Raw genomic sequence first — 17932 nt, 5'->3', positions numbered from 1 at the left:
AACTTATTAGTTCTCGTTTACTTATAACTATTTAATACCTGTCACGTTTTGTCTTACAACTTTTTCCGGTGATTCCCATGCAACTTTCCTCCCTGTTGGGCGCGGGCCTGCTGGCCTTGACCGCTGCCACCCAAGCCTTCGCCGGCGCCACCCTGGACCGTGTGGAATCCCGCAAGGAACTGGTCAACGTGCTGATGGAAAGTTATCCACCGTTCTCCTTCCTCAATGAGCAGAACCAGCTGGATGGCTTCGATGTGGATGTGGCCAAGGCCGTGGCCGAGAAGCTGGGCGTCAAGCTGCGCCTGGAAACCCCGTCCTGGGACGTGATCGCCGCCGGCCGCTGGAGCGGGCGCTACGACATCTGCATCTGCTCCATGACCCCGAGCAAGGCGCGCGCCGAGGTCTTCGACTTCCCGGTGGAGTACTACGCCTCGCCGGCGGTGATCGTGGTCAACGCCAAGGACGAGCGCATCCACGCGGCCAAGGACCTGAACGGCCTCAAGGTCGGCCTGACCAGCGCCTCCAGCTACGAGAGCTACCTGAACAAGAACCTGGTGATCGAAGGTGCCGAGGACCAGAAGATCGACTACCCGTTCGAGGCCGTGCAGATCGCCCCGTACGACACCGACAACGTCGCCTTCCAGGACCTGGGCCTCGGTGCCGGCGTGCGCCTGGATGCCATCCTCACCAACCTGGTCACCGCCCAGCCGCGCCTGAATGAAGACAAGCGCTTCAAGCTGGCCGGTGCGCCGCTGTATGAAGAGCCGAACTCGGTGGCCATCGAGAAAGGCGACGCCGAGTGGGACGCCAAGGTCCGCGAGGTCTTCGCCCAGCTCAAGGCTGACGGCACCCTGACGAAGCTGTCGAACAAGTGGATCGGCGCCGATATCAGCAAATGAGTGCCCACGAACCCTCGCCCAAGCCCGTCGCCTCGCGCGCGGGCCTGCCGCTACCGGGCTTCCGGACGCGGCTATACCTGACCTGGCTGGTCCTGCTGCTGGTTTTCGTCGGTTTCTTCCTGAGTTTCGATCTGAAGTTTTCGATCATCCTCGAGAAGTTTCCTAATCTGGCCGGCTTTAAGCTCGGCCCGAACGGCTTCCTCCAGGGTGCGGCGCTGACCCTGTTCCTCTGCCTGTGCTCGATGGTCTGCTCGGTGGCGCTGGGCTTCGCCGCAGCGCTGGCGCGGTTGTCCAGCAGCGCGGTGCTGCTGGGGGTGGCGAGCTTCTACACCTCGTTCTTCCGCGGTACGCCGCTGCTGATCCAGATCCTGCTGATCTACCTCGGCCTGCCGCAGATCGGCCTGGTACCTGGGGCGATCAGTGCCGGGATCATCGCCCTGTCGCTGAACTATGGCGCCTACCTCAGTGAAATCTTCCGCGCCGGCATCCTCGGCGTCGCTCCCGGGCAGCGCCAGGCGGCGCTGGCACTGGGGATGAAGCCAGCGACCATCTTCTGGCACATCACCCTGCCCCAGGCCATGCGCACCATCATCCCGCCGGGGGCCAACCAGTTCATCTCGATGCTCAAGGACTCGTCGCTGATCTCGGTGATGGGGGTGTGGGAAGTGATGTTCCTGGCCCAGTCGTATGGGCGCTCGAGCTATCGGTACCTGGAGATGCTGACCACGGCGGCGTTGATCTACTGGTTGCTGTCGGTGGCGCTGGAGTTGGTGCAGGCGCGGCTGGAGGGGCATTTCGGCAAAGGCTTCGAGCGATAACCGCGGCGTCTGCATCGCTGGCAAGCCAGCTCCCACAAGGTCCTGCATGCACCGTACCTGTGGGAGCTGGCTTGCCAGCGATGATCTAAAGATCACCTCAATCTGTCAGGCCGCCGCAGAACCCCCATCTGCAACCCGAACGGCCGGAACACTGAATTCAAAGAATTGAGCGTCGGATTTCCCTCCCCCTGCTCGATCTGGATCAGGGTCCGCACGGAAATCCTGCACATCCTTGCAAACTGGGTCTGCTGCAGCTTCGCTACTTCCACCCGCAACTTGCGCACCGCCGGGCCCAGTTCCAGCGAGCCATCGGCAATGCCCTGCAATACGCCTTCGATCAGCAAAGCGCGAATCTCGATCGAAACCGTCATAGCAATCCCCAGCCTTTCATACGTTGTTCAAGGTTCTTCAAAGCGATGGCCGGGTGGTTCATGACCACCTCCGGCAAGCCCACCAGCAAATCCGGCAAGGCCATCAACCCCCGGGCATCCTGGCGCAGACGTTCGAATGCCTGTTGCGGGTCCACAAGCGGCGCCAGCAACTGGCAGGCCGCGCGCCAATCGACCTCGCCGCCTCGCTCCACGGGCGAAGCCCATTTGGTCGTGCGGGTGATGCCTTCCGCATCCATCACCATGGGCGCCAGGTCGTAGATCGGCGCCAGCCGCAGTTGGGCATCGCTGCGGATGATCGCGGTGTTGCGGCCATGGTTGTCGGAATTGCCGAGGATCTTGTTGATCAGGTCGCGGCGCAGGTACTCCGCCACCAGGTCAGGCACCTGGTCCTTCTGCCCGGCTTTTATCCACAGGCCGGCGAGGGCCTGGATAACCTCCAGATGGTCCATCCGGCTACCCGGCTCGGTGACTCCAGCCAGCGAATACACCGACTCCACCGCCAGTCGCTCGACGCCTTCGGCACCGATCCGGCGGTCGAAGCGCTTCATCCACAGGCTGGGCCTATGGCCCTCCTTCAGCGCCAGCTCGGGCGTCGCCACCGTGTCGATACCCAAGGTTTGCAGCGCCTTGTAGTACAGGTACTCGGCACGCAGGATGGTCTGGTCATTGTCCAGCGCCTGGTTGCGGGCGAACTTCACGAACCAGTGGCAGGCAGCCCGGTCATCCTTCAGCACCGCGTCCGGATAGAGCTGCCCGTCCCCCGCCTCGGTCAGCAACAGCTTTGGCGCCTCGCCACCCGCGCCCGCCGCGCCGCCAATGGCCGCGCCTTGCTCGTAGGCGTACTCAAGAAAGCGCTGATCGCGGCTGACCACATCATCGAAGCTGAAACCCATGGGCGCCGTGGTATCCAGCCCTTCCATCGACTCCTTGATGCGCAGGTTGCCGATCGGTGCCGGGGTGCTGCGCGCCAGCAGCAAGAGGTCGTCAGCCAGGCCCTCCGGCTTTTCCCGGCCCATATGCTTGAGGAGAAAGCGCTTGGCGGCGCCGGACGGCGCGATGTCATGCAGGAAGGCCGGGGCCTTTTTCCCGTTCTGTAGCTCGAAGTCCACAGGCAACCTGACGCTGACCGCCTTGCCGAACGTGCTTTCGTAGGCATCCAGATTGGCACCCACATAAGCCGAGATGTAACCGTACTGGCAGGGACTGAGAAAGCCTTTCCCGGGCTCGGCGAAGTTCAAGGTCATGGCGTCCTGCCATTTGCCTTGGGCGTGGAGCTGGAGGGTCAAGGTGTACATGGCGGCCTCTATCAGCTTGAACTGGCTGATCTGCAATATAGTGCAATTCAGCGAGGCGAAGACGGCCAATATCTGTATTAAAATGCAGAAAAATGAAAAATCAGACTACATAACTGCATTTAAATGCAGATCATGATAATAAAAAAAGGGGAGCAATTCGCTCCCCAATGAGGTTAACCGTTTACCGCCGAAGGCTGTCTCAGCCTTCGATCTCGATGAGGATTTCGCCCGGATTCACGCGGTCGCCCTTGGCGATGTGGATGGCGGCAACCTTGCCGGCGATCGGCGATTGCACTTCGGTTTCCATCTTCATCGCTTCGGTGATCAGCACAGCCTGACCGGCCTTGACCACATCACCTTCCTTGACCAGCACATCGACGATGTTGCCCGGCATGGAAGTGCTGATATGGCCCGGCTCGCTGGCCTGCTTGCGCTTGCTGCCGCCACCGCCGACGAATTCGTTGAGCGGTTCGAACACCACTTCTTCCGGCATGCCGTCGATGGACAGGTAGAAGTGACGCTTGCCTTCGGCCTTGACGCCAACACCGGTGATGTCGACGCGGTAGGTCTCGCCGTGGACGTCGATGACGAACTCGGTCGGTACGCCTTCGCCACCGGCCGAGGCCACTGCGCCGGCTTCCGGAATCGGCAGCAGCACTTCAGGGGTCAGGGTGCCGGCTTCGCGTTCTTCGAGGAACTTGCGCCCGATGTCCGGGAACATGGCGAAGGTCAGCACGTCTTCTTCCGACTTGGCCAGGCTGCCGATGTCGGCACGCAGCTTGGTCATTTCCGGCTTGAGCAGGTCGGCCGGACGCACGTCGATGACCTCTTCGCTGCCGATGGCCTGGCGCCGCAGTTGTTCGTTGACCACGCCCGGGGCCTTGCCGTAACCGCCTTGCAGGTACAGCTTCACTTCGTTGGTGATGGTCTTGTAGCGCTCGCCGGCCAGCACGTTGAAGAAAGCCTGGGTGCCGACGATCTGCGAGGTCGGGGTGACCAGCGGCGGGAAGCCGAGGTCTTCACGCACCCGCGGGATTTCCGCCAGCACTTCGTTCATGCGGTTGAGGGCACCCTGCTCCTTGAGCTGGTTGGCCAGGTTGGAAATCATGCCGCCTGGCACCTGGTTGACCTGGACGCGGGTGTCCACCGAGGTGAATTCGCTTTCGAACTGGTGGTACTTCTTGCGCACGGCGTAAAAGTACAGGCCGATTTCCTGCAGCAGTTCCAGGTCCAGGCCGGTGTCGAACTCGCTGCCCTTGAGCGCGGCGACCATCGATTCGGTACCCGGGTGGCTGGTGCCCCAGGCGAAGCTGGAGATGGCGGTGTCGATATGGTCGGCGCCGTTCTCGACCGCTTTCAGCTGGCACATCGCGGCCAGGCCGGCGGTGTCGTGGGAGTGGATGAACACCGGCAGCGATTGCTCGGCCTTCAGCGCCTTGACCAGCTCGCCGGTGGCGAACGGGGTCAGCAGGCCGGCCATGTCCTTGATCGCCACCGAGTCGCAACCCATGGCTTCCATCTGCTTGGCCTGGGCAACGAAGGCGTCGATGGTATGCACCGGGCTGGTGGTGTAGGCGATGGTGCCCTGGGCGTGCTTGCCGGCGGCCTTGACCGCTTCGATGGCGACGCGCAGGTTACGCACGTCGTTCATGGCGTCGAAAATGCGGAACACGTCGATGCCGTTGACCGCCGCCTTGGCGACGAAGGCCTTGACCACGTCGTCGCTGTAGTGGCGGTAGCCCAGCAGGTTCTGGCCGCGCAGGAGCATCTGCAGGCGGGTGTTGGGCAGCGCAGCGCGCAGCTTGCGCAGGCGCTCCCACGGGTCTTCCTTGAGGAAGCGCACGCAGGCGTCAAAGGTCGCGCCGCCCCAGACTTCCAGCGACCAGTAGCCGACCTTGTCGAGCTTGTCGCAGATCGGAAGCATGTCTTCGGTGCGCATGCGGGTGGCCAGCAGGGACTGGTGAGCGTCGCGCAGGATAGTGTCAGTAACAAAGATCTTCTTGGACATTTTTATCTCCTCTTAGCGACAAGCTTTAAGCTGCAAGTTGCAAGACAAAGCCGATCTGCTTCGTCTTATCGCTTGTGGCTTGCAGCTTGCAGCTGTATTCAAAGGCCTGCATGCGCGGCGATGGCGGCGGCGATGGCGAGCGCCAGCTCTTCGGGTTTGCGCTTGATCGAGTAGTTGGTCAGTTCCGGATGGCTTTCCACGAAGCTGGTGTTGAACTGGCCACTGCGGAATTCCGGATTGCGCAGGATTTCCTGGTAATAGGCGGCGGTGGTCTTCACCCCTTGCACGCGCATGTCGTCCAGGGCGCGCAGGCCGCGGTCCATGGCTTCTTCCCAGGTCAGCGCCCAGACCACCAGTTTCAGGCACATGGAGTCATAGAACGGCGGAATGGTGTAGCCGGTGTAGATCGCCGTGTCGGTGCGCACGCCGGGGCCGCCGGGGGCGTAGTAACGGGTGATCTTGCCGAAGCTCGGGAGGAAGTTGTTCTTCGGGTCTTCGGCGTTGATGCGGAACTGCAGGGCGAAGCCGCGGTGCTGGATATCTTCCTGCTTGACCGACAGGGGCAGGCCGGAGGCGATGCGGATCTGCTCGCGAACGATGTCGATGCCGGTGATTTCCTCGGTGATGGTGTGTTCCACCTGCACCCGGGTGTTCATTTCCATGAAGTACACCTCGCCCTCGGCGAGCAGGAACTCCACGGTACCGGCGTTTTCATAGCCGACCGCCTTGGCCGCACGCACCGCCAGGTCGCCGATGTAGGCGCGCTGTTCCGGGGTGAGCTGCGGGCTCGGGGCGATCTCGATGAGCTTCTGGTTGCGGCGCTGGATCGAGCAGTCGCGCTCGAACAGGTGCACCACGTTGCCGAAGCTGTCACCAATGATCTGGGCTTCGATGTGCTTGGGGTTGACGATGCATTTTTCCAGGAAGACTTCCGCCGAACCAAAGGCCTTGGTGGCTTCGGAAATCACCCGCGGGAAGGCCTGTTCCAGCTCCTCGCGGCTGTTGCAGCGGCGGATACCGCGGCCGCCACCACCGGAGGTGGCCTTGAGCATCACCGGATAACCGATGCGATCGCCTTCCTGCAGGGCTTCGTGGATATCGGCGACGTTGCCTTCGGTGCCCGGGGTGACCGGGACGCCGGCCTTGATCATGCTGCGGCGAGCTTCGGTCTTGTCGCCCATGCGGCGAATGACTTCGGCAGCCGGGCCGATGAACTTGATCCCACGTTCAGCGCAGATATCCGCCAGTTCGGCGTTTTCCGAGAGGAAACCGTAGCCGGGGTGCAGGGCGTCGCAACCGGTTTCCACAGCGAGGTTCACCAGCTTGCGCGGGTTCAGGTAGCCGGCCAGGGGCTCGGCACCGATGCTGTGGGCCTCGTCGGCGCGCTTGACGTGCAGGGCGTGACGGTCGGCGTCGGAATAGATCGCCACCGAGCGGATACCCATCTCGGCGCAGGCCCGGACGATCCGGACTGCGATTTCACCCCTGTTGGCGATCAGGATTTTTTTTATCACTGGAGTCTTCCCAAAGCCGCTGGACAATCGACCCGAATTGGCGGGTCGGCGCGTGACCAGAATCACCTGGCCAGTCGTGCAATCACCCTAGCGCCGTGTGTGAATAAACAAAAATCAATAATTATTAGGGGCTCCATTAGCAATTGCTTATAGTGCGGTAACAAGGTTTTTCACAGGGCTGGGGATAACGTGCGTAAGTCATTGATGCGTATGACATTGCGTCAATTGCAGATCTTCAATGAAGTGTGTGATTTGCGTTCGTACAGCCGGGCGGCAGAGGAGATGGCGCTGACGCAACCCGCCGTAAGTCTACAGATCCGCCAGTTGGAAGAACTGGTCGGCCAGCCGCTTTTCGAATATGTCGGCAAAAAGCTTTACCTGACCGAGGCCGCCGAAGCCCTGCAGCGCGCCAGCCGCGACATCTTTGGCCGCCTGGAAAGCCTCGACATGCAGCTGTCCGACATGCAGGGCTCGCTGCAGGGCCAGTTGAAGCTGGCGGTGGAGTCCAGCGCCAAGTACTTCGTGCCGCACCTGTTCGCGGCGTTCAAGAAGCTGCATCCGGAGGTCAACCTGACCCTGACCGTGGTCAACCGGGCCCAGGCGATCCGCCGTCTTTCCGACAACCGCGACGACCTGATCATCATGTCCATGGTCCCGCAGGACATGGGCCTGGAGTTCCTGCCGTTCCTCAACAACCCCATTGTCGCCGTCGCCCCGCCGGATCATCCGCTGTGCAGGCTGGACAGCCTGCGCCTGCAGGACCTGGAGCCGCATACCCTGCTGGTCCGCGAGCAGGGCTCGGGCACGCGCAAGGCCTGCGAGGAGTACTTCAAGGAGAAGCGCGTGCACTTCACCCAGACGCTGGAAGTGGCCTCGGCCGATGCCCAGCGCGAATGCGTCATTGCGGGTTTGGGCATTGCCCTGCTGACCCGTCATGCGCTGAACCTGGAACTGGCCACCGGGGTGTTGCGCGAGCTACCGGTGGAGGAACTGCCGCTGTATCGCAGCTGGTGCGTGGTGCAATCCAAGGCCAAGCGGCAATCGCCGGTGGCCTTGGCCTTTCTTGCGTTCATTCGTAGCGAACGTGCACAGATCAGCGGGCTTGTTGAGCGCTTCTCCGGGGTTCTGCCGCCGACACCTGCCATACGTTGAAGCTTTGCAGATCGCCGAAATCGGTGATGTCCTGAAGCAGCCGGCGCTGTTCGGAATAGCTTTCGATCGCGCGGCGGTATTCCATGCGACGCTGGTCTTTTTCCTGCTGCTTGCGGGATTTGGCGCTGGGTTGATACGAGCCATCGAAGTCACGAGCCATTTCATATCTCCCTGATCGAGTGCTTACGCTTACGGGAGTTTCAGACTGAATCGCGAAGTTGACGGTTTGACGGCGGGAGGGTGACAGGGGTGTTAAGGGTGATGAAATGTTCGAGGGCCTCATCGCTGGCAAGCCAGCTCCCACAGGGATCGCGTAACCTGTGGGAGCTGGCTTGCCAGCGATGAGGCCCTCAAGAACGACACAGAATGACGATCAGTCTTCCATGTTCTTCAAGGACTTCGGCGAAAGCCGCAGGCTACGCAAACTGCGCTTCACACTCTTCAAGTGATTGACCAAGCTCGGCCCACGGGCCATGGCCACGCCCATCGCCAGCACGTCGATCACCACCAGGTGGGCGATCCGCGAGGTCAGCGGGGTGTAGATCTCGGTGTCTTCATGCACGTCGATGGCCAGGTTGACCGTCGACAGCTCGGCCAGCGGGGTCTGGCTCGGGCACAGGGTGATCAGGTTGGCGCCGCTTTCACGCACGATGTTCGCGGTGATCAGCAGGTCCTTGGAGCGACCGGACTGCGAGATGCACACCGCCACATCACCCGGCTTCAACGTCACCGCCGACATCGCCTGCATGTGCGGGTCGGAATAGGCCGCCGCGCTGAGCAGCAGGCGGAAGAACTTGTGCTGGGCATCCGCCGCCACCGCACCCGACGCACCGAACCCATAGAACTCGACCCGCTGGGCCTGGGCCATGGCGGTCACGGCGCGCTGCAGGGCCTCCGGATCGAGGTGCTCGCGCACTTCCATCAGGGTATGCAGGGTGGTGTCGAAGATCTTCAGGCTGTAGTCGGCGACCGAGTCGTCTTCATGGATCGCGAACTGGCCAAAACTGGCACCAGCGGCCAGGCTTTGCGCCAGCTTGAGTTTCAGGTCCTGGAAGCCCGAGCAGCCAATGGCCCGGCAGAAACGCACGATGGTCGGTTCGCTGATGCCGACGCTGTGAGCCAGGTCAGCCATGGAGCTATGCATGACCGCCGCAGGGTCAAGCAGGACGTGATCGGCAACCTTGAGTTCCGACTTGCGCAGCAGGTGGCGCGACTGGGCGATGTGTTGCAACAGATTCAATGGCTGGACTCGGTTATGATCGGCTGGCCGGTTGTAGCAATCTTGTAGTTATACTACATGACCGGCGAACCGCCCAGCTAAACGAGACAGGAGTGTGGTGGGTTTGACTATTCCTTGTGACATTCTGGTCTTCGGCGGCACCGGTGATCTGGCCCTGCATAAACTGCTTCCGGCGCTCTACCACCTGTTTCGCGAGGGTCGCCTGCACCCGGCGGTGCGCATTGTCGCCCTGGCCCGCAGCCCGATGCCGCGCAATAGTTTTCAAAAGCTTGCAGAGCGCCGCTGCCGCGCCCAGATCGCCCGCAACGATTTCGACGACGACACCTGGGACCGCTTCTCCACCCGCCTCGACTACTTCTCCATGGACGCCTCGCAGAGCGCCGATTTCGGCCGCCTGTCGCACTTTCTCGGCGAGCCTGGAGGGCTGGCGCGGATCTACTACCTGGCGACGGCGCCCAACCTGTTCGTGCCCATCGTCACCCACCTGAACATCGCCGGGCTGGTGGACGGCGAATCGCGCATTGTCCTGGAAAAGCCCATCGGCCACTCCCTGGAATCGGCGACTGCGATCAACAGCGCCATTGGCGCGGTGTTCGAGGAATCCCAGGTGTTCCGCATCGACCACTACCTGGGCAAGGAAACCGTGCAGAACCTCATGGCCCTGCGCTTCGCCAATGCCCTGCTGGAACCGGTGTGGCGCGCCAGCCAGATCGATCATGTGCAGATCAGCGTGTGCGAGACCCTCGGTGTCGAGAACCGCGGTGCCTACTACGACCGCGCCGGCGCCACCCGCGACATGCTGCAGAACCACCTGCTGCAACTGCTCTGCCTGGTGGCCATGGAGCCGCCGGCGCAGTTCGACGCCGAGGCGGTGCGCGACGAGAAGGTGAAGATCCTCCGCGCCCTCAAGCCGATCACCGACCAGGACGTGCAGGACAAGACCGTGCGCGGCCAGTACAGCGCCGGCAAGATCGGCGGCCAGGAAGTGCCGGCCTACTACTTCGAGAAGGATGTGGACAACGACAGCGACACCGAGACCTTCGTCGCCGTCGAAGCCCATATCAACAACTGGCGCTGGGCCGGCGTGCCGTTCTACCTGCGCACCGGCAAGCGCCTGGCCAAGCGTTCGTCGCAGATCGTCATCCAGTTCAAGCCGGTGCCGCACCGCCTGTTCGAGGGCGACCGGGCCAACCAGTTGCTGATCCAGCTACAGCCCGACGAACGCATCAGCCTGCAGATGATGACCAAGACCCCGGGCAAGGGCATGCGCCTGGAGCCGGTGGAGCTCAACCTGAACCTCGCCCAGGTCTTCGGCCAGACCCGCCGCTGGGACGCCTACGAGCGCCTGCTGCTGGATGTACTGGATGGCGACTCGACGCTGTTCATGCGCCGCGACGAGGTGGAAGCGGCCTGGGCCTGGATCGACCCGATCCTCACGGGCTGGCTGGAACACTTCCAGACCCCGCGGCCCTACCATGCCGGCACCAACGGGCCGGACCAGGCCCATAGCCTGCTGGCCCGGCATGGGCGCGAGTGGCACGGCTGAGCCTTACCAGACCGTCTGCTCGCTCAACAGCCGCGCCAGTGCATCCGCCTGCACCGGCCGGCTGATCAGGTAGCCCTGGACCTCATCGCAGTCCTGCTCGCGCAGGAAGCGCAACTGATCCTCGGTCTCCACCCCTTCGGCGACCACCATCAAATCCAGGCTGTGGGCCATGATGATGATCGCGCGGGTAATCGCGGCATCCTCGCTGCCTTCCTTCAGACCGCGGATAAAGGCCTGGTCGATCTTCACGTAGTCCACTGGCAGGCGTTTCAGATAACTGAGCGAGGAATAACCGGTGCCGAAGTCGTCGATCGCCAGCTTCACCCCCAGCTCATGCAGTTGCTTGAAGGTCGCGATGATGCGCTCGACGCTGTCCAGCAACTGGCTTTCGGTCAGTTCCAGCTCCAGCAGGTGCGGCGCCAGCCCGCTTTCCTCCAGGACCTGGCGCACCAGGCTGACCAGCTTGCCCTGGCGTAGCTGGTAGACCGACAGGTTCACCGACACGCGGATCGGCTCCAGCCCCTGGCGCTGCCATTCGCACGCTTGCCAGCAGGCCTGGCGCAGGACGAATTCGCCCATGGGTGCGATCAGCCCGGTCTCTTCCGCCAGCCCGATAAAGTCCCCCGGCGGCACCATGCCCATGGTCGGATGGTTCCAGCGCACCAGCGCCTCGGCAGCATCCATGCGCCCTGTGGCCAGGCACACCTTGGGTTGGTAGTAGACCTCCAGTTGCCCCTCGTCGATGGCCTTGCGTAGCTGGTTTTCCAGTTGCAGGCGATCAAGGGTGCTGGCCTGCAGGCTCTCGGTATAGAACTGGAAGTTGTCGCCGCCCAGGTGCTTGGCGTGCTGCATGGCCATGTTGGCCTGGTTGACCAGCACATTGAGGTCGACACTCAGGTCCGAGAGCAAGGCGATGCCCACCGAAGCGCTGATCACCAGTTCGTGGTTGTCGAAGCGCACCGGCACCCGCAGCTTCTCCAGCAGGCGCGTCGCCACCCGGACCAGGCTGGACAGGTTGCTGTAGCCATCGAAGAGCACCACGAACTCGTCGCCGGACAGCCGCGCCACGGTGTCCGCCTCGGGCATGGCATTGCCGACGCGCATGGCGATCTGCCTGAGCAACTGGTCGGCGACTTCATGGCCGAGGCTGTCGTTGAGCAGCTTGAAGCGGTCGAGGTCGATGTGCATCAGCGCCAGGCTGCGCCCGCTGGTGCGCAGGCGCTGGCCGGCCTCGAGCAGGCGCAGGCGGAACAGGGCGCGGTTGGCCAGGCCGGTCAGTTCGTCGTAATGGGCAAGGTAGCGCAGGCGCTCCTCGGATTCGCGACGCTCCGACAGATCGCTGAAGAAACCCACCACATTGCTGATCTTGCCGCGGGCGTCGAACACGCCGTTGAGCTGCAACCACTGTGGATAAAGTGTCCCGTCCTTGCGCGCCTCGACCAGCTCACCCTGCCAGCGACCGTTCTGCTCCAACGCCTGGTCGATGGCCCCGTAATGCCGCCGCGCATCCAGGCTGCACGGCAATTCAAGGGCATTACGGCCAAGCAACTCGTCGCGGCCGTAGCCGGTCATGCGGCAGAAGGCCTGGTTCAAGGCGAGCAGTTCATAGCCGGGACCGAGAATGGCGATGCCTTCGCTGGCCGCCTCGAACACCGTCGCCGCCAGGCGCTGCTGTTCCTCCTGGGCACGGCGCGCGCTGATATCGCGGCGGGTCCCGATCATCCGCACCACCCGGCCCTGCTCGTCGCGTTCCACGGCGCGGCCGCGGTCCTCGATCCAGCACCAGTGGCCGTTGTTGTGGCGGAAACGGTATTCGATGCGGTAGTCCTCGGTCCGGCCCTTGAGGTGCTCGACCAGGGTGCGCTTGAGCGCCGGGACATCGTCCGGGTGCAGGCGCGGCTTGAGGTGCACGAGCATGGCCTTGACCGCATCCGGGTTGAGGCCGAACAGCTCGCGCAACTGGGTATGGTGGACTTCGTCGGTTTGCAGGTTCCAGTCCCACAGGCCCAGCTCGCTGGCCTCCAGGGCCAGGGCCAGGCGCTGCTCGCTCTTGCTCAGGGCCTGGTTGGCGACATCCAGCTCGACGCTGCGCTGGGCAACCCGGGTTTCCAGCCCGGCCTGGGCTTCGCGCAGCTGTTCCTCGGCGCCACGACGCTGCTCGACCTCTGCGCCCAGCGCCTTGTTCAACTGTTCGCTGCGGGCATGGGCAGCCTGCAGGTGCTCGATCAGCGCCTGGTTCTGGAAGCGCCGCAGCAGGCTGTTCTCGATCAGCCGGTTGACCTGCCAGGCCACCACCAGCAAGGCGCCCAGCAATAGGAGGCCAAGCAGGCCCCAGCCCTGTTGCTGTTCATCACCGCTCCAGAACAGAAAGCCGATCGGCGGCAGCAGGCACGGCAGGACAAAGCTGAGGAAGGCCGGAAGACTCACGGCATAGGCCACGCTGGCAGAGAGCGCGGCGGCACCGAGCAGGCCAAAGACCCAGGCCTGCTGCACGAAGTTATCCACAGGGACCAGGGCAATCGCCGCACTGGCCAGAGTCAGCCCGCTGAACGCCGAGCCCAGCAGGAACATGCGCCGCCAGTGCGGCCTGGCCTGTCGATCGGGCATCGCCGCGTCGAAGGCCGCGACCTGGATCACCCGCAGCGAGACCAACGCCATCAGCCACACCACCCAGACGCTGACCAGCAGATAGCGCTGCGGGCTCCACAGCAGCCAGGCACAGACCAGGCCGTTCAACAGCATGAACAAGGTAGGCAGCAGCGAGCCTTGGTACAACAGGCGGGTACGCTCAACCGCCAGCTGTGTGGCAAATTGCTTGCGAATGCCGCGGCGTGCCTCGATTGGCACTCCGACGGGGCCGGATGCGAGTGTCATGGGCAGTGTTCTTGTAATGGTTAGCCACAAACGTGCACGGAGCATACACAAGCAACGCCCGGTGCCAAACTGCTCTGTGTCATAAATTCGCACCCCCGAATTCTCCTCCCTTGGTACAAGGCGACCGCTCAAGCACGCGGGCCAAGGGCTGCAGCCGATGACCGGGCGGTCGCGCCGGCCGGTCTTTTTTCCGAGCGGGTTTGCCCAGGCATCCGTTGCCCCCATAGAATGGGCGGATGCATGATGACCTCTCTCTCCTTTTGAATTCCCTCAACGATGCCCAGCGCCAGGCGGTAGCCGCGCCGGTCGGGCGTCAGTTGGTCCTGGCCGGTGCCGGCTCCGGCAAGACCCGCGTGCTGGTGCACCGCATCGCCTGGTTGATCCAGGTCGAGCAGGCGTCGCCGCACTCGATCCTGTCGGTGACCTTCACCAACAAGGCCGCCGCCGAGATGCGCCACCGCATCGAGCAACTGCTGGGCATCAGCCCGGCGGGCATGTGGGTGGGCACCTTCCACGGCCTGGCGCACCGCCTGCTGCGTGCGCATTGGCAGGAAGCCGGGCTGAACCAGAACTTCCAGATCCTCGACGGCGACGACCAGGCCCGCCTGGTCAAGCGGGTGATCCGCGACCTCGGGCTCGACGAGCAGCGCTGGCCGGTGCGCCAGGCGCAGTGGTTCATCAACGGGCAGAAGGACGAGGGCCTGCGCCCGCAGCACATCCAGGTCAACGGCGACCTGTTCCTCGGCACCATGCGCAGCATTTATGAAGCCTATGAAGCCGCCTGCCAGCGTGCCGGCGTCATCGACTTCTCCGAACTGCTGCTGCGCGCCCTGGACCTGTGGCGCGACCATCCGGGCCTGCTGCAGCATTATTCGCGGCGTTTCCGCCACCTGCTGGTGGACGAGTTCCAGGACACCAACGCCGTGCAGTACGCCTGGCTGCGCCTGCTGGCGCAGGGTGGCGACAGCCTGATGGTGGTGGGCGACGACGACCAGTCGATCTACGGCTGGCGCGGTGCGCGAATCGAGAACATCCAGCAGTTCTCCAGCGACTTCCCCGACGCCGAAGTGATCCGCCTGGAACAGAACTACCGCTCCACCGCCGGCATCCTCAAGGCCGCCAACGCCCTGATCGCCAACAACAGCGGGCGCCTGGGCAAGGAACTGTGGACCGAAGGCGGCGACGGCGAGCCGCTGAACCTCTACGCCGCCTTCAACGAACACGACGAAGCCCGCTACGTGGTGGAAACCATCGAAAGCGCGCTGAAGACCGGCCTGGCGCGCAGCGATATCGCCATCCTGTATCGCTCCAACGCCCAGTCGCGGGTGCTTGAAGAAGCCCTGCTGCGCGAGCGCATTCCGTACCGCATCTATGGCGGCCAGCGCTTCTTCGAACGCGCCGAGATCAAGAACGCCATGGCCTACCTGCGCCTGCTCGAAGGCCGCGGCAACGACGCGGCGCTGGAGCGGGTGATCAACGTACCGCCGCGTGGCATCGGCGAGAAGACCGTCGAGACCATCCGCGAGCATGCGCGGCATTCCCAGCTGTCGATGTGGGAAGCCCTGCTCCAGTTGCTGGCCAACAAGGCCCTCAAGGGCCGCGCCGCCAGCGCGCTGGGTGCGTTCATCGAGCTGCTCGACAACCTGTCGGCCAAGGTCCTCGACATGCCGCTGCACCTGATGACCCAGACCGTCATCGAGCAGTCCGGGCTGATCGCCTATCACCAGGAAGAGAAAGGCGAAAAGGGCCAGGCACGGGTAGAAAACCTTGAGGAACTGGTCAGCGCCGCACGCAACTTCGAGCCGAGCGAGGAAGACGGCGAGCTGTCCGCGCTGTCGGCCTTCCTCGGCCATGCCTCGCTGGAAGCCGGCGATGCCCAGGCTGACGAGCATGAGGACAGCATCCAGCTGATGACCCTGCACAGCGCCAAGGGCCTGGAATTCCCCTACGTGTTCCTCGTAGGCATGGAAGAGGGCCTGTTCCCGCACAAGATGAGCCTGGAAGAACCCGGCCGTCTCGAAGAGGAACGCCGCCTGGCCTACGTCGGCGTGACCCGGGCCATGCAGCAGTTGGTCATGACCTACGCGGAAACCCGCCGCCTGTACGGCAGCGAGACCTACAACAAGGTGTCGCGCTTCGTTCGCGAAATTCCGGCCGGGCTGGTGCATGAAGTGCGCCTGTCCAACAGCGTCAGCCGGCCCTTCGCCGGGGCCAAGCAGAGCGTCAACAGCCTGTTCGCCGATGCCAACATCCCGCAGACCGCCTTCAACCTGGGGCAGCGGGTCCAGCATGCGGTGTTCGGCGAGGGCGTGATCCTCAACTTCGAAGGCTCCGGCGCCCAGGCCCGGGTCCAGGTGAATTTCTCCGAGGGCAGCAAGTGGCTGATGCTCGGGTACGCCAAGCTCGAAGCCCTCTAAAAGGTCGATTCCGACCATCGGTGCAGGCCTTTCCTTCATCCCCTGAAGGAAAGGCCTACAGCCCGATACATAGGCCGTCAGAAACTTCAGGCAAAAGCTAGAAACATCTTGTCGCTGTCATGGGTTCCAGAACTTGTGCAACATGGCGCGCGTGTAATCCACAAATGGGAATACCCTTCTATGCAACGTTTTCTCAGCATCGCCCTGGCGCTGTGCATCGGTCTCACCATGAGCCTCGACGCCAACGCCAAGCGCTTCGGCGGCGGCAAGAGTTCGGGCGCCGCTCCGACGCACCAGACCCGTCAGGCTACGCCTGCCAACCCTGCCGCCACCCCGACTGCGCCGGGCCGTGCCCCAGCTGCAGCCAGCGGCGCCTCGAAGTGGCTCGGCCCACTGGCCGGCATCGCTGCCGGTGGCCTGCTGGCCTCGATGCTGATGGGTGATGGCTTCGAAGGCATGCAGATCTTCGACATCCTGATCATGGCGCTGATCGCCTTCCTGGCCTTCCGCTTCATCGCCGCCCGCCGTCGCAAGCAGCAGCAGCCGCAAATGGCCGCCGCTGGCCATCCGGCCTACCAGCGTGAAACGCACGAGCAGCCTGCCCAGCCGTCGATCTTCGGTGGTTCCGCCGCGCCTGCCGCTGCTGCCCGCCCGGTGATCAATGCGCCGGCCTGGTTCAACGAGCAGAGCTTCCTGTCTGCCGCACGCAACCACTTCCAGACGCTGCAGCAGCACTGGGATGCCAACGAAATGGACAAGATCGCCGAGTTCGTGACCCCGCAACTGCTCGAGTTCCTCAAGCGTGAGCGCGCCGATCTGGGTGATGGCTTCCAGTCCACCTACATCGACAACCTCGATGTGCAACTGGAAGGTGTCGACGATCGCCACGACAAGACCATCGCCACCCTGACCTTCAGCGGTGTGTCGAAGACCTCCCGTTTCGACCAGGGCGAAGTGTTCAGCGAAAGCTGGAACATGGAACGCGCCCAGGGCGAGAACCAGCCTTGGCTGGTCGCGGGGATCCGCCAGAACGGCTGATCTTGAGGCGTTTGCAGAAAAAACCCCGGGCTTGCCCGGGGTTTTGCTTTTAGCGCAGCGTCCAACTAGGGTATAACGCGCAACGTTTGCACAAGGCCAGGACAGAGAGGACGCGTACCGTGGAAGAAGTCATTGAACAGCTGCGTGAAGCCAACGAGCCGGTACCGGTACCGCTCGAACTGCCGGACGAGGACACCCTGGTAGAGATCGAAGAGCAGTTGTTCATCAACATCCCGTTCGTCTTCAAGGAATTCCTCCTCACCGTCAGCGACGTGGTCTACGGCAGCCTCGAGCCGGTCACCGTCACCGACCCGCAATCCCACACCTACCTGCCGGAAGTGGCGGCCAATGCCTGGGACGCCGGTGTACCGCGCGACCTGATCCCGCTGTGCCAGGACGGCGATGACTATTACTGCGTCGAGGAAGATGGCACCGTGGTGCTGTGGTCCGGCGAAGAAGAGATCGTCACCGAGGAAAGCTGGGAGTCGGTCTGGCACTGGGCGCGGGATGTCTGGCTGGAAAGCTGAATCATTTCTGTTTGAAAATAATGGCCTAGAGCCATCAATGTTCGTAGAATCGCCACGCCTTCCTGTGCGTGGCGGGTCGTAACCGCTCCATCCCCTCGGACATTCGTCCTGCACGCACATGAAGCCTATCCACCCTGTGTGCCAGGCAATGACATTGATGCAGCTACTGATGGCCTCATCGCTGGCAAGCCAGCTCCCACAGGGTTTGCGGC

At 63.1% G+C, this 17932-nt stretch carries 14 protein-coding genes; 7 read left to right on the top strand and 7 right to left on the bottom strand.

The features are described from left to right. The first annotated feature begins 77 nt into the window (after nucleotides 1-77). Together PSEMO_RS26175 and PSEMO_RS26170 are read left to right on the top strand one after the other, a co-directional pair. Nucleotides 78-899, top strand: a complete 822-nt coding sequence (locus PSEMO_RS26175; RefSeq protein WP_075805802.1) for an ABC transporter substrate-binding protein — start codon at nucleotides 78-80, stop codon at nucleotides 897-899. Next, nucleotides 896-1717 carry an amino acid ABC transporter permease gene (locus PSEMO_RS26170; RefSeq protein WP_075805801.1) on the top strand — a complete coding sequence of 274 codons (822 nt, stop codon included), beginning with the start codon at nucleotides 896-898 and terminating at the stop codon, nucleotides 1715-1717. Before PSEMO_RS26175 ends, PSEMO_RS26170 begins: the two co-directional genes overlap by 4 nt. A 92-nt stretch (nucleotides 1718-1809) precedes the next feature. Here the strand turns inward: PSEMO_RS26170 and PSEMO_RS26165 are convergent, their stop codons facing one another. The 4 genes from PSEMO_RS26165 to PSEMO_RS26150 form a co-directional block, all read right to left on the bottom strand. Beyond that, nucleotides 1810-2088 (bottom strand): helix-turn-helix domain-containing protein, encoded by a 279-nt coding sequence (locus PSEMO_RS26165; protein WP_075805800.1) that lies wholly within the window; start codon nucleotides 2086-2088, stop codon nucleotides 1810-1812. Beyond that, on the bottom strand, nucleotides 2085-3404 hold the full coding sequence (locus PSEMO_RS26160) for a type II toxin-antitoxin system HipA family toxin (protein WP_075806003.1): 1320 nt from the start codon (nucleotides 3402-3404) through the stop codon (nucleotides 2085-2087). Before PSEMO_RS26160 ends, PSEMO_RS26165 begins: the two co-directional genes overlap by 4 nt. A 199-nt stretch (nucleotides 3405-3603) precedes the next feature. Continuing rightward, on the bottom strand, nucleotides 3604-5412 hold the full coding sequence (gene oadA / locus PSEMO_RS26155) for a sodium-extruding oxaloacetate decarboxylase subunit alpha (protein ID WP_075805799.1): 1809 nt from the start codon (nucleotides 5410-5412) through the stop codon (nucleotides 3604-3606). Nucleotides 5413-5510: 98 nt separating this feature from the next. Further along, nucleotides 5511-6926 carry an acetyl-CoA carboxylase biotin carboxylase subunit gene (locus PSEMO_RS26150; protein WP_075805798.1) on the bottom strand — a complete coding sequence of 472 codons (1416 nt, stop codon included), beginning with the start codon at nucleotides 6924-6926 and terminating at the stop codon, nucleotides 5511-5513. Between the two features lie 204 nt (nucleotides 6927-7130). Between PSEMO_RS26150 and PSEMO_RS26145 the strand changes: the two genes are divergently transcribed. Next, nucleotides 7131-8078 carry a LysR family transcriptional regulator gene (locus tag PSEMO_RS26145; protein WP_178392063.1) on the top strand — a complete coding sequence of 316 codons (948 nt, stop codon included), beginning with the start codon at nucleotides 7131-7133 and terminating at the stop codon, nucleotides 8076-8078. Here PSEMO_RS26145 and PSEMO_RS26140 read toward each other — a convergent pair. Together PSEMO_RS26140 and hexR are read right to left on the bottom strand one after the other, a co-directional pair. After that, nucleotides 8020-8238 carry a PA3496 family putative envelope integrity protein gene (locus PSEMO_RS26140; RefSeq protein ID WP_075805796.1) on the bottom strand — a complete coding sequence of 73 codons (219 nt, stop codon included), beginning with the start codon at nucleotides 8236-8238 and terminating at the stop codon, nucleotides 8020-8022. The genes PSEMO_RS26145 and PSEMO_RS26140 overlap by 59 nt on opposite strands. A gap of 213 nt (nucleotides 8239-8451) precedes the next feature. Then, complete coding sequence (hexR, locus tag PSEMO_RS26135) at nucleotides 8452-9318, bottom strand: transcriptional regulator HexR (protein ID WP_075805795.1); 867 nt, start codon at nucleotides 9316-9318, stop codon at nucleotides 8452-8454. Nucleotides 9319-9421: 103 nt separating this feature from the next. On the opposite strand from hexR, the gene zwf reads away from it, so the two are divergent. Further along, a complete protein-coding gene (gene zwf / locus PSEMO_RS26130) occupies nucleotides 9422-10864 on the top strand; it encodes a glucose-6-phosphate dehydrogenase (RefSeq protein WP_075805794.1) in 1443 nt (480 codons plus the stop codon). Between the two features lie 3 nt (nucleotides 10865-10867). Here zwf and PSEMO_RS26125 read toward each other — a convergent pair whose 3' ends face one another. Then, the gene (locus PSEMO_RS26125) at nucleotides 10868-13738 is read right to left on the bottom strand and encodes an EAL domain-containing protein (RefSeq protein ID WP_075805793.1); all 2871 of its coding nucleotides are present in this window, start codon (nucleotides 13736-13738) and stop codon (nucleotides 10868-10870) included. 236 nt (nucleotides 13739-13974) lie between these two features. Here PSEMO_RS26125 and uvrD point away from each other — a divergent pair, with 236 nt between their 5' ends. The 3 genes from uvrD to PSEMO_RS26110 all read left to right on the top strand — a co-directional run bounded on the left by uvrD (nucleotide 13975) and on the right by PSEMO_RS26110 (nucleotide 17720). Continuing rightward, nucleotides 13975-16155, top strand: coding sequence for a DNA helicase II (uvrD, locus tag PSEMO_RS26120; protein WP_075805792.1), 2181 nt, complete (start codon nucleotides 13975-13977; stop codon nucleotides 16153-16155). 180 nt (nucleotides 16156-16335) lie between these two features. Next, nucleotides 16336-17193: a Tim44 domain-containing protein gene (locus tag PSEMO_RS26115; protein ID WP_075805791.1), complete on the top strand. Its 858-nt coding sequence runs from the start codon at nucleotides 16336-16338 to the stop codon at nucleotides 17191-17193. 119 nt (nucleotides 17194-17312) lie between these two features. Further along, nucleotides 17313-17720: an SMI1/KNR4 family protein gene (locus PSEMO_RS26110; protein ID WP_075805790.1), complete on the top strand. Its 408-nt coding sequence runs from the start codon at nucleotides 17313-17315 to the stop codon at nucleotides 17718-17720. The last annotated feature ends 212 nt before the right edge of the window (nucleotides 17721-17932 follow it).

Source organism: Pseudomonas putida, from assembly GCF_001941965.1.
In the GTDB taxonomy this organism is placed as follows: domain Bacteria; phylum Pseudomonadota; class Gammaproteobacteria; order Pseudomonadales; family Pseudomonadaceae; genus Aquipseudomonas; species Aquipseudomonas putida_L.
The sequence above is the reverse complement of the archived record's forward strand: the minus strand, read 5'-3'. Positions and strand labels throughout refer to the sequence as shown.